General features: G+C 42.6%; 10 protein-coding genes. 5 read left to right on the top strand and 5 right to left on the bottom strand.

Features of this window, described 5'->3' with window-relative positions:
* Window positions 1-27: 27 nt before the first annotated feature.
* The 3 genes from HNQ34_RS06545 to HNQ34_RS06535 form a co-directional block, all read right to left on the bottom strand.
* Window positions 28-870: a DegV family protein gene (locus tag HNQ34_RS06545; RefSeq protein WP_183252873.1), complete on the bottom strand. Its 843-nt coding sequence runs from the start codon at window positions 868-870 to the stop codon at window positions 28-30.
* 361 nt (window positions 871-1,231) lie between these two features.
* Window positions 1,232-1,912 (bottom strand): response regulator, encoded by a 681-nt coding sequence (locus HNQ34_RS06540; RefSeq protein ID WP_183252809.1) that lies wholly within the window; start codon window positions 1,910-1,912, stop codon window positions 1,232-1,234.
* 32 nt (window positions 1,913-1,944) lie between these two features.
* On the bottom strand, window positions 1,945-3,090 hold the full coding sequence (locus HNQ34_RS06535) for a sensor histidine kinase (protein WP_183252806.1): 1,146 nt from the start codon (window positions 3,088-3,090) through the stop codon (window positions 1,945-1,947).
* A gap of 281 nt (window positions 3,091-3,371) precedes the next feature.
* On the opposite strand from HNQ34_RS06535, the gene HNQ34_RS06530 reads away from it, so the two are divergent.
* From HNQ34_RS06530 to HNQ34_RS06510, 5 genes are all read left to right on the top strand, one after another.
* Entirely contained in the window at window positions 3,372-4,010 is a 639-nt protein-coding gene (locus tag HNQ34_RS06530; protein ID WP_183252804.1) for a YigZ family protein, read from the top strand.
* Window positions 4,011-4,100: 90 nt separating this feature from the next.
* Window positions 4,101-5,135, top strand: a complete 1,035-nt coding sequence (locus HNQ34_RS06525) for an LCP family protein (RefSeq protein ID WP_183252802.1) — start codon at window positions 4,101-4,103, stop codon at window positions 5,133-5,135.
* 122 nt (window positions 5,136-5,257) lie between these two features.
* Window positions 5,258-7,768 (top strand): SH3 domain-containing protein, encoded by a 2,511-nt coding sequence (locus HNQ34_RS06520; protein ID WP_183252800.1) that lies wholly within the window; start codon window positions 5,258-5,260, stop codon window positions 7,766-7,768.
* A 176-nt stretch (window positions 7,769-7,944) separates the two neighbouring features.
* A complete protein-coding gene (locus HNQ34_RS06515; RefSeq protein ID WP_183252798.1) occupies window positions 7,945-8,610 on the top strand; it encodes an SH3 domain-containing protein in 666 nt (221 codons plus the stop codon).
* Window positions 8,611-8,613: 3 nt separating this feature from the next.
* Window positions 8,614-9,942 (top strand): SpoIID/LytB domain-containing protein, encoded by a 1,329-nt coding sequence (locus HNQ34_RS06510; protein ID WP_183252796.1) that lies wholly within the window; start codon window positions 8,614-8,616, stop codon window positions 9,940-9,942.
* Between the two features lie 399 nt (window positions 9,943-10,341).
* Here the strand turns inward: HNQ34_RS06510 and HNQ34_RS06505 are convergent, their stop codons facing one another.
* Together HNQ34_RS06505 and galU are read right to left on the bottom strand one after the other, a co-directional pair.
* Window positions 10,342-11,565 (bottom strand): glycosyltransferase family 4 protein, encoded by a 1,224-nt coding sequence (locus tag HNQ34_RS06505; RefSeq protein WP_183252794.1) that lies wholly within the window; start codon window positions 11,563-11,565, stop codon window positions 10,342-10,344.
* On the bottom strand, window positions 11,562-12,428 hold the full coding sequence (gene galU / locus HNQ34_RS06500) for a UTP--glucose-1-phosphate uridylyltransferase GalU (RefSeq protein WP_183252792.1): 867 nt from the start codon (window positions 12,426-12,428) through the stop codon (window positions 11,562-11,564). Before galU ends, HNQ34_RS06505 begins: the two co-directional genes overlap by 4 nt.
* Window positions 12,429-12,430 lie beyond the last annotated feature (2 nt).

Genomic DNA, 12,430 nt, shown 5'->3' with positions numbered 1-12,430 from the left:
AGCGCCGCTATCATCGCGGCACTAAGCTTAAGGACGATACCACGTCAACCCTAATGCCCCTTCCCCTAAATGAGTGCCGATGACCGGCCCAAAGTAGCTAATAGTAAAGTCGACGTTTGGATACGCTTCCGATAGCTCGCTTTTCCACGCTTCGGCCTCTTCTAAGCGGTTCGCATGGATGATCGCTGCTTTCAAAGGTACGCCGCGTTCGGCATCTTCCGCAAGCAGCTCTTCAATCCGTTTGATCGCTTTTTTGCGCGTGCGAATTTTTTCAAACGGTACGATCACTTTGTTTTCAAAATGAAGAAGCGGCTTCACTTGCAGAAGGCTGCCAATGAACGCTTGCGCACCGCTTAAGCGCCCGCCGCGCTGCAAATGAATTAAATCATCGACCATAAAATACGCGCGCAGCGATTTTTTGATTTCATCCAAACGAGCGATAATGTGCTTAGGATGTTTTCCTGCAAGCGCCATCTCGGCCGCTTCGATCGCGTAAAACCCTTGCGCCATACAGCTAATTTCCGAATCGTACGGGTATACTTCGATGCCGTCTACCATCGTTCCTGCCGTGACCGCCCCTTGATACGTGCCGCTAATGCCGCTCGATAGATGGATGCTAATAACGGCATCATATTCTTTCATCAGCGACTCAAACAGCTCAACAAACGCGCCGGTCGACGGCTGCGATGTCGTCGGGAGATGTTTATGTTGCTTCACTTCCGCAAAAAACCGTTCTGCATCGATATCAATCTCTTCCCGATACGTTTCATTTCCGAACGTCACACTCAACGGGATCATATGTATACGTAACGATTCACGCACTTCTTTCGGTATATATGCCGTACTATCCGTTACAATCGCCGTTTTCACCATTCATACCATCCTCGTTCTATAGTCGTTATTACAGGCGTGTTGATTAACCATTAAAAACTAGTTGACATTACTCTACTCCTAGCTTTTTTGCCGTAGTCGGCTAAGCTCAGCTTGCCGACTAGGCATGCTGTACGCATGCCCTCCTCGAACAATGACGCTTTGCGGACAAATGACATTTGCCCGCCGGCGTTCTTATTCGAGGAATGTGGCAGAAAAGCTTGTGTTCATCTATATAATTTTGTGTTTTTAGTAAAATAATGGATAATCAACACTCATGTAGTTATTATTTATTTTATCGAAAAACGGCACAAATTGCATTCAAAAAGGCTGCCGAATCATTCGACAGCCTTCTGCATTTTTAGCGCACTTCGACCCAGCCGTTTTTAATGGCTACCACCACCGCCTGCGTACGATCGTTGACATTCAATTTTTGTAAAATATTGCTTACGTGGTTTTTCACCGTTTTTTCGCTAATAAACAACGCTTCTCCGATGCCGCGGTTGCTTTTTCCATCCGCTAATAACTGCAACACTTCGCATTCGCGACGTGTTAACAAATGAAGCGGCAAACATACTTCGCGTTTCGTTTGCCCTTCCTTTTCATCAGTTCCTGCAGCTAAACGCCGATACTCTTTAATTAAATTATGTGTCACTCGCGGATGCAAGTACGAACCACCATCGGCAACTACTTTCACCGCTTCAATCAACGTATCAGCGTCCATATCTTTCAATAAATAGCCAGAGGCACCGCTTTGCAATGCATGCATCACATAATTTTCGTCATCATGAATCGAGAGAACGACGACTTTCGTATTAGGATAGGTGTCAATCAGCTGACGCGTCGCCTCGACTCCATTAATATTCGGCATATTAATATCCATAATGACAAGATCAGGCCGATATTTTTCGACTAGGACGATCGCTTCATTTCCATCGGCTCCCTCCGCCACAACTTCAAATTGCTCTTCAAACTGTAAAATTCGTTTAACTCCTTCGCGAAACAATTGATGGTCATCAATAATGACGATGCGCGTCTTCATCAATCAGTCCCCTTTCCTTTTTCCTGCTGTCTCTACATATTAAGCGGAATTTGAATAAAAACCGTCGTGCCTACACCGATTTGCGAACGAATATTCATCGTTCCTTCCAATAATTCAACTCGCTCTTTCATGCCGATCAGTCCAAAGGCGTTTTCTTTTTTCTGCGTCGTATCAAATCCTTTTCCGTTATCTTTGACCATTAAAAAAACATGCTCCTTTTTCATTTCCATTTTTACTTGAATCTCTGATGCGTCGGCATGTTTGAGCGCGTTTTGCACAGATTCTTGAACGAGGCGAAAAATCGCCACTTCAAAACGGGCAGGCAATCGCTTTTCTTCTCCAATATGTACAAAAGAAATTCGCGTTTTTTTGTTATATTCTTCAACAGTTTGCAAATATTTGCGAAGGGTAGGAATTAAGCCTAAATCATCAAGTGCCATTGGTCTTAAATCATAAATAATTCTTCGCACTTCGTAAAGAGCAGAACGAACCATTTTTTTAAAATCACGCACTTCTTCGATCGCCTCATCCACACTTCTCTCGCGAAAAATACGTTCCATTAAATCCGAACGCATCATGACATGAGCAAGCAGCTGCGCCGGACCGTCATGAATTTCGCGCGACAAACGTTTCCGTTCCTCTTCTTGCGCCTCAATAATTTTTAGTCCAAACTCTTGCTTTTGCCGCGCTCCTTCAATAAATTCGCCGACTTGGCGGAGGTCGCTATTTAAGTAATGTAAAACGACCGTAATTTGGCTGATTAAATGGTCCGCGCGCTGAATCGTTTCTTTCAGCGCTGCTAAGCGCCATTCTAGTTCATCGCGACGAAGCCGAAGCTGCTTCTCTTGCTCGCGGACCATCGTCACTTTCATCTGCAATTCATGTGCTTTTTCGTATGTTTCGCGAATTTCCATTTCGGAATAGCGGGAAAAATGGCGATTCACTTCTGACAACCGTTGCCGAGCAAGCCGCGCATGCATTTCTAATTGATCGGCTTCCCGAATTACCGTATTGACTAATTTTTTCGTTTCGGTCAATTCGTTCAATAAGCGCTCATGTTCTTGGCGCGACTGCTCGCTGATATGGAAAATCTCATCTTTGCTATGATGAACGGTGTCGATCATTTTTTCGACAATTTTATCCAATTCTTTCGCATCTAATTTTTTATGTAAAAACATACCGATCCCCCGTACTAGCGTAGCCAAATAAATAAAAAATCGATAAATTTTTCTGGTGAAAAGTTTTATTTGAAGGAAAAAAGTTGTCGATTTATAATAGAAAAAGCTTCGATTGTTTTTCGCCGCCGACCTTGAAACGGTCGATGCGTTTATACTTTTAGTATAGCATGTTTTCCAGAGCTCGTATCAATAAATTTGATCGTTTTCTATTTTAGAACAAACAAAGGTCGTGACGTCGTACGATTTTGGGCATTTCCATATTATAGAGAGGTGTTTTTGTTTTGCTGCAAACATACTATACCGTGAAAGGATACGGGGAAAAGGAAATAGTGATCGAAAAATCGCGGTTTATTTGCTATGTCAATCGGGCAACAACGGAAGAAGAAGCAGCGCAGTTTATTCAAACGATCAAAAAAAAGCATTGGGATGCGACGCATAACTGCTCCGCGTATATTATCGGCGAACATGACCAGATCCAAAAAGCAAACGATGACGGCGAGCCGAGCGGCACCGCAGGCGTTCCGATGCTTGAAGTGTTAAAGAAAAAAGAGCTAAAAGATACAGTTGTGGTCGTCACTCGCTACTTCGGCGGCATTAAGCTCGGCGCAGGCGGCCTTGTCCGCGCTTATGGCAAAGCGGTATCCGAAGGGTTAAAAGCGGCAGGAATTGTCGAACGCCGCCTCATGCGCGTGATGCGTGTCACGATCGACTACACGTGGCTCGGCAAAGTCGAAAACGAACTGCGGTCCTCGATTTACGCGATCAAGGAAATCCATTACTTAGACTATGTCGAAATCGAAGTATTTGTTGAAGAAACAGGCAAACAAGTGTTTGTCGACTGGATGACCGACTTAACAAACGGAAGAGCCGAAATCGCAGAAGAAGAAACAGAATATTTGAATAAAGAAGTAGAAATTTAGCGAAAAATATATTTACTCGACCTTCCCTTTTTTATAAAATAGTATGATGGTACATGAAATTATTCATTTTCAATCGAAAAGAGGGTTTCTATGATTGACGCAAGAACAAGCAGAAAATCCTTAAAGAAGAAAAAGAAAAAAGGCAAGAAGTTTCGTTTCTTTATCTTTATGGCTCTTTTTTTATTGATTGGAACTGGGAGCGTTTTTGCGTATCAAATATACTCGGAAACGAAAAAAGCGAGCGAAAAAATATATGCCGCGTTGGATCTTTCTAAATTAAAAAAAAAGCCGCATGAAAATATTGAAATTAAAAAAGACCCGATGACGATTTTACTTGTTGGCGTGGAAAATCAATACCATGATGAAAGAGGCCGATCTGACGTCATTATGCTTTTAACCGTAAATCCGGTCACAAACAAAGTATACATGTTAAGCATTCCACGCGATACACGCGTCTATATCGCTGCAGAAGGTCGCAAAGACAAAATCACTCACTCATATAGTTATGGTGGCATCGAAGCAACTATTGCTGCAGTAAACGAATTGATTGATGTGCCGATCGACTATTATATTACAACCAACTTTGAAGGGTTTGAAGAAATTGTTGATTCGCTTGGCGGAGTAACGGTCGATGTACCATTTACATTTAAAGCTCAACTCACTGGTTCTTTAAAATGGTATACATTCCATCAAGGTAAAATGAAACTGAACGGCAACCAAGCGTTGGCATACGTAAGGATGAGAAAATCTGATCCAAAAGGGGATTTAGGAAGAAACGAGCGGCAAAAACAAGTCATTAAAGCGATTATCGAGAAAAGCACATCGATTACGTCTCTTCCAAAACTTGATGATGTCATCGCTAATTTAGGCGACAATGTCCGGACGAATATTCCGCCTTCGGACTTGCTTTCGTTTATTTATCTTTATAAAAAGATGAAAGATACGAATGTCGAAAATCTTCATCTAAAAGGACGCGACGATTTTATTAACCATGTTTATTACTACATTCCAGACGATCAATCTGTCGCAGAAATTAACGAAACATTAAAGCAAGCATTACAAAAAAACTCAAATACTTCGTATACACAAAACAGTATTGAAGTAGATTCCAAATCTTCCAACTAAATAGTTTCTGCCTAAAAGGGTCCTCAGTCATAGGACCCTTTTAGCACTTTATTCCGATTGGAAATTGCAACAAAAATCGGTTACTATAAGTATAGAAGAATGATAAAGTGCGGAGGGATAGCGTGAAAAAATGGATCACTTCTACGATTATTGCAACTAGTTTTATATGGCCAACGTTCGTGTCTGCTGAAACTGCGTCGACAAACTCATATCCTTTACAAATGGTAGCGGATGAAACGGTAACGTTACGAAAAGGAGCAACAACGTCCTATCCAATCGTTGCTTCGATTCCGCTAGGGCAGCAAGTAACGGTGATCGATGAATTTACAAATTCCTCCGGAGAAAAATGGTATCGAGTTCAATTTAACCACATTACTGGCTGGGCGCTAGCGGGACATTTGGCGGTCAAAAAAGAATCGAACATCGGAAAACAAGCTGTCGTGATCGAAAATCATGTAGCGATGCGTAAAGGAGCCTCTTCATCGTATGAATCAATTCAAACATTACGAAACGGTGAACTCGTTCAAATTGTGGATCAATACACGAACTCTCTTCAAGAAACATATTATCGTATCGAAATAGCTCGAAAAAAAGGATGGGTGCACGCAGAGCAATTGTACGTGGCTGACCATCTTCCAACGAAGTTGCCAGCCTATTTTTCCGCTGCTCAAACAGCTCCCGTCAAACGTGGGGCTAGCGATGCATATAAAACAGTCACTTCAATCAGGAAAGGACAGACCGTGACGGCGATCGATCTGTTTGTCACAAAAGAAAAACACATATGGTATCGCATCGATATAGGAAAGGTAAAAGGATGGGTGCCTGAAGAAGCGCTAAAAAATGCGGTGGCGATTACCGCACCGAGTGCGCTCGCAGGAAAGCTACAAACAACGACATATGAGCTGTCAATCAATGTTTCGGTCGCTAACGTTCGGCAAAACCCGTCCACAAACGCCAAAGTGCTCACACAGCTAAAAAAAGGAACATCGTTAAAAGGTATTGCTGTTTCGACCGACACAAAAGGTGCGAAATGGTATAAAGTTGTGCTGGCAAACAACCAAACAGGCTGGGTGCATGAAACAGTTGTCAAAACGACTGCTTCCAATGGACAAGCAACAACGATTTCATCGCCAAATTCACGAACAAACCAAGGACAAACAGCAACATATCAACTGTTGATCAATGTGTCGGTCGCAAATGTTCGGCAAAGCCCGTCCACGAGCTCGAAAGTATTGACTCAGCTGAAAAAAGGAACAACGTTAAAAGGCATCGCTGTTTCGACCGATGCAAAAGGCGCAAAATGGTATAAAGTTGTGCTGGCAAACAATCAAACAGGCTGGGTGCATGAAACGGTCGTCCAAGTTAGCACGAATACAACGGCACCATCTGACAACACAACATCATCGAAAAAGACTGTCATCACAAGTCAGGCCGTTCTTTATACTGCACCGTCCCTAAACGCTACGGTCGTTGAAAAAATTCAAAAAAACAGTCAAGTCACTGTAATGGAAACTGCCAATGACTCTTTGTTTAACTGGTTCAAAGTTACTTCTCCATCCGGAGCCATCGGATGGATTCCAGAATTCGAGCTAAATAACACAACGACAAAATACGTATATGCAACAACGTCTTCTGTTGCGCTTAGACGCGGCGCATCGGAAACGTATGAAACGTTACAAACTCTCAGCGTGAACGACCGACTTTTATATTTGTACAGCTATAACGGATGGATGTATGTAGAAACGCCTTCAGGAATACGCGGATGGGTACTTGAAGAAGAAACTTCCCCCATTGCTGTCAATAGCTTGATTACACCGACGATACAAAACAATGGGAGTGATCGTTATTTAGAATGGGAGAAAACGAACAATTTTAAAGTATCGTACATCGTCTTATCAGACAACCGCTTAAAGATTACGGGAGCGTTTTCTTACGCAGACATCCCAACGTTCACGATTGACGGTATACAATCCATAGAACAAGCCAATTCTTCCGTCATCGTTACATTTTCGCCTGGATATACGTTCACAATCCGTAATTACAGCGATCGCGTTTCTATTAAAATCGTTGAAACGGGGTTAAAAGGAAAAAAGATTATCATTGATGCCGGCCATGGCGGACATGATACGGGCGCCATTGGTCCAACTCGTTTAAAAGAGAAAGATGTTAATTTAGGCACCGCATTGCTTTTAAAAGACGAACTCGAAAAAGCCGGTGCGATCGTTACATTAACGCGCAACACCGATGTATTTTTGGAACTGTCTGAACGGACAACGATCGCCAACAACTCAGATTATGATGCCTTTATTAGCATCCATGCCGACTCTTATTCTCGGACATCATCTGGAACAACAACGTACTATAATGTATCAACGAATTTTAATGGCCCAAAAAGCAAAATATTAGCCCAATATGTGCAAAAACATCTTGTTGCACAATTAGGAATTCCGAATCGCGGCTATAAAGAACAAGAATTTTACGTGAATCGGAAAAACGAATTGCCTAGCATTCTCGTAGAACTAGCATTTATTTCGAATCCGAAAGAAGAAGCATTGTTGAAAACAACAGCGTTCCGCCAAAAAGCAGCGGCTGGAATTCGTCAAGGACTTGAAGAATATTTTAAAAACTTTTAATAAAGCGTTGGGGCTGTCTAAAAAGTCCATTTAAGTTGAAAATCCGCCAAAATTAAACCACAAGGAATGCTGTAAAATCAACATTCTTTTGGGTTGCTTTTTTTAGATTTCGGGGTTAATTACTACTTTTCGGACAGCCCCAACACTTTCACTAACAACATGATGGAGGGTTTACTATGAATACAAAAAAGTGGGCTATTTCGCTCGGGTTAACCATCGGTATCGTTACAGGATCGTTTTTTTTCACCCCATCGATCATGAAAGCATCTGAAGAAGTCATTCTTGCTAGCGTAGATTGGGTGACGGCGCAACTGAATCCGATCAAATCGCAAATTTCGACTTTACAAGCGAAAATTGATGCCCAGCAAAAAGAAATCGACAGCTTAAAACAACAATTAGCAAGCCAAGCTGCATTGCCATCAACCGTTTATGCGACAAAAAATAAAACAGCGATCCGCAGCGGTGCAAGTACATCGTACAAAATTATCGCCTACAAAAATGCGGGAGACTCGCTAAAAGTCGTAAGTGCCCTCTCCTCCTCTCAAGGAGTATGGTATTACGTCCAAGTATCTGCGACCGTCAAAGGATGGGTTTCTCATAACGATGTTTCGACGACGCGCAGTACCGCAAGCAGCAGCCAAAAAACGGTCGTCACCACCGCCAAAGCTAATATTCGAAAAGGAGCAAGCACTTCTTACCCAATTATTGAAACAGTCGAACGTGGGACAATCCTTCTCTTTATTCAGTCCTTTACTAACAGTCAAGGCGAAATATGGTATAACGTTCAAACGAACAGCGGGAAACGAGGCTGGATGGCTGGATATTTAGGCGAGGTGAAATAATCAATGAAACACATTTTTTCTTTTATTCTTGCAAGTTTGTTTTTTTTCTATCTTCCCCTCTCGCCTAAAGCGATGGAAGTCGTCACATATTCGAATCCTGTCAACGTGCTTCTTTATCAAGGGAACTCTGTTTCTATTTTGATTAATGGAAACTATCAACTATTCAACAAACAAAAAGGCACCATCACGCCGTTAAACAACAATGCAGCATTAACCGTTCAATATACGCCTACAGGCATCACCGTTTCGGACGGGACGATATTCGATTCATCGACTCTCGGTTTTACGATCCAAGAGATAAAAGGGGTCTATTCGCCATCTTTATTAAAAGTGAACAATACTCTTTATCGCGGCAGTGCGGATATCATGGTCAAAAACAATAGTCTTCAAGTGATTAATATTCTTGATATGGAAGATTATTTAAAAGGAGTCGTGCCGAATGAAATGCCGCCGTCTTGGCCAAAAGAGGCACTGAAAGCCCAAGCGATTGCAGCAAGAAGTTATGCAGAAAAAACGAAAAGCACGCTTACAACAAACGCAAGCAGCCAAGTATACAAAGGATATAGCAGCGAAGATCCTCGCACAAATGCAGCGATTAAAGAAACAGAAGGATTATATGTCAAATATAACGGCCAAGTCGTTCAAGCGTTTTTCCATTCGACAAGCGGCGGCAAAACCGCAAACGTAGGCGATGTGTGGAACTCAAATCAAAGCTTGTTCCCTTACCTTTCAAGCGTCAGTGATCCGTACGAATCATCGCCATATAGTAACTGGTCGTTTACATTTACGCCAAGCACGATTTTACAGTCGTTTGGCTTTACGGACCCATCGACCGTTTTATACGATATGACGATTACGAAAAAGGGAGCAAACGGAGAAGTCGGGGCCGTCACCGTTATCACTTCTGCGGGAGAAAAAACGATCAGCGGAAACGAAAGCACGATTCGAGGACTTTTTCCAATCAATGACTCCCGCTACTATAATAAATTGCTTTCTAACTGGTTTACGATTACCGTCAATAAAGACGGGGGATTATACGTACAAACGACTGCAGGCAAGACGTCTCTTTATAAAATGAGCGGTCAACGCGTGCAAACAACTGATGGCATTCAAACAATAGCAGATAATGAAAATGCTAAAGTACAAACGGCATCTGGAGTGACAACCCTTTCTCCAACGATCGGAACCGTCACTTCGGTAACAGTCAACGGGAAAGGATGGGGGCACCGCATCGGAATGAGCCAATATGGGGCGAAGTCACTCGCCGAACGGGGATGGACAGCTGTGCAAATTTTACAACACTACTTTAAAGGAGCTACCGTTTCGAAATAAATATATATAAATACAACTGGAAGGTTTAACTTATGGCTGACGAAAAAGCAGACTCCCTATTTTTTCGACTGACGAAGGCAAGTCATAGACTTGCCTTCGTCACGCCTTCGCGTGATAGAGGACCGAACAACCAACCGCTTCACAGACAAATGCATTTGTCTGGAAGCGGTGTTATTTGGTCACCCGACAGTCGAAAAATACCGATTACTCCATAAAAGACGAAAACGTTAAAGTTCCAAATTGCATCCTGAAAATACTATCCTGAAAATACTTAAATTCCAAAATGTATAAATTTAAAATATTCGACAGAAGGGTATTTTCATCCTTCCGATGGTGCCGAAATTTTTGTCGGCATGGTGGTGGTCTATATAAATAGAGCCTGGATGACCGATCTAGGCTCTATTTTTGTTCTGAAAGATGCTTTAGCAGATCGTCGACAATGCGGCCCCATGAATATTCTTCTACCGCCAGTTTGCGCCCGTTTTCTGACATCGTTTTATACTCTTCGGGCGAAATGGCCAGCAGCTTGCGAATTTCCGCAGCGATTCCTTCTGGATTTTCCGGCGGGGCAATTCGGCCGCAGTTGTGCGTCAATAAAATATGGGTACTTTCTCCATCGCCGCAATAAAGCACCGGTGTTCCTGTCGCGATCGCTGGGAAAATTTTTGATGGGCGCGCTCCTTTAAACAAATCAATGTTGCGCAGCGAAACGATGCTGTAATCAGAAATCGAGAAAATTTCCGGCATTTTCGCTACTGGTACCGAACCGTAAAATGTCACGTTATCGAGTTGAAGCTCTTCTTTCATTTGGATCAGTTTCTCTCGTTCTTGTCCATCTCCGACAAACAAAAAATGCACATTCGGGTACTCATCTTTTAACAAAGCCGCCGCTTGCAAAACGGAATCCAATCCTTGCGCATACCCCATCGTACCTGCATACGTAAAGACAGTTTTGCCTTCTAACCCGATTTCTTTAACAAGCTCTTCGCTTTTTGGAAGCGGTCGAAACACATCCGTATTAACACCATTCGGCAATAAAAACACTTCTTCGGTCGGCTTTCCATGTTTGACCATATACTCGCGGATTCCTTCTGTTGCTGTCGCAATTTTCCACGATTTTCGATACAAAAAGTGTTCGAGCCATGTTGCCATTTTAATGAACATTTTGTTTTTTAAAATGCCTAGCTCCACTGCCGATTTCGGCCAAATATCCGCCACGTTAAAAACAAATTTGGCCCTTTTCAGCTTTGCGCCAATGTATCCGGTAATGCCTAAAAATAACGGCGGCGAATTGCAAATAATCACATCGGTCGGTTTCGATTTCCAAAGCGAATAAAACGAACTGAACGTAAACGAAAAATAAGAAGCTAACCTCTTCCAAAAGCTCCCTTTCGGAGACGGATAAATCCACGTCCGATGAACCGGAATGCCATCCCATTGTTCAAACATATAAAACATGCCGCGATATTCTTCTGGAATCACACCTTTTGGGTGATGTGGGAACGCTGTTAACACTTCCACTTGATGACCGCGTTTGAGCAGTTCTTTACTGACCTCATAAACACGAATTTGCGGTGCGCCCGTTTCCGGCGGAAAGTGTTGACATAAATAAATAATTCTCATGATTGCTGCAGTTTTTCTCGTAAATATTGTTCTAACTTTTCTTTTAAATCCGGGCGCTTTAAAGCAAAATCAATCGAAGCTTGCAGGAACCCAAATTTATCTCCCACATCATAGCGCTTCCCTTTAATGACATACGAATAAATGCTCTCTTTCGTTAGCAAACGATCAATCGCATCTGTCAATTGGATTTCCCCTTTTTCGTCTGGCTTTACTTCTTCCAACATCTCAAAAATGGCCGGAGTTAAAATATATCTTCCGATAATCGCTTGCGTGGACGGCGCTTTTTCTGCTGGTGGTTTTTCCACTAATCCTTTGACCATATACAATTCACCGTTTTGTTGGTCATAATTCACAATCCCGTATTTATGAACTTCTGAGCGCGGGACATCCTTCACTCCGAGGACGCTGGACTGCACGCGATTGTATTGCTCGATCATTTGCCGCAACGCAGGGACATCACTATCGATAATGTCATCCCCTAACAATACCGCAAATGGTTCATTGCCGATAAACTTTTTCGCACATAACACCGCATGGCCAAGCCCGAGCGGCTCTTTTTGGCGAACATAATGAATGTCGACTAAGTTCGAAATCGATTCGACAATTTGTAACATGTCATGTTTGCCTGTCCGCTCTAGCAGCATCTCTAGCTCCACCGATTTATCAAAATGGTCTTCGATTGCTCGTTTGTTTCGTCCCGTGACAATAATAATATCTTCAATGCCCGAATTGACCGCTTCTTCGATAATATATTGAATCGTCGGTTTATCGACAATCGGCAACATCTCTTTCGGTTGCGCTTTCGTCGCTGGCAAAAAACGGGTTCCTAATCCCGCTGCGGGAATGACCGCCTTTTTGATCATCT

The organism is Anoxybacteroides tepidamans, assembly GCF_014201465.1.
Classification (GTDB): domain Bacteria; phylum Bacillota; class Bacilli; order Bacillales; family Anoxybacillaceae; genus Anoxybacteroides; species Anoxybacteroides tepidamans.
Note: the sequence above shows the minus strand (reverse complement) of the source record. Positions and strands in the feature narration are given on the sequence as shown.

Excerpts from the sequence above, each read along its gene's own strand:
- HNQ34_RS06510 (WP_183252796.1), top strand. The coding sequence starts at position 8,614 with ATGAAACACATTTTTTCTTTTATTCTTGCAAGTTTGTTTTTTTTCTAT.
- HNQ34_RS06525 (WP_183252802.1), top strand. The coding sequence starts at position 4,101 with ATGATTGACGCAAGAACAAGCAGAAAATCCTTAAAGAAGAAAAAGAAA.
- HNQ34_RS06515 (WP_183252798.1), top strand. The coding sequence starts at position 7,945 with ATGAATACAAAAAAGTGGGCTATTTCGCTCGGGTTAACCATCGGTATC.
- galU (WP_183252792.1), bottom strand. The coding sequence starts at position 12,428 with ATGATCAAAAAGGCGGTCATTCCCGCAGCGGGATTAGGAACCCGTTTT.
- HNQ34_RS06505 (WP_183252794.1), bottom strand. The coding sequence starts at position 11,565 with ATGAGAATTATTTATTTATGTCAACACTTTCCGCCGGAAACGGGCGCA.
- HNQ34_RS06540 (WP_183252809.1), bottom strand. The coding sequence starts at position 1,912 with ATGAAGACGCGCATCGTCATTATTGATGACCATCAATTGTTTCGCGAA.
- HNQ34_RS06535 (WP_183252806.1), bottom strand. The coding sequence starts at position 3,090 with ATGTTTTTACATAAAAAATTAGATGCGAAAGAATTGGATAAAATTGTC.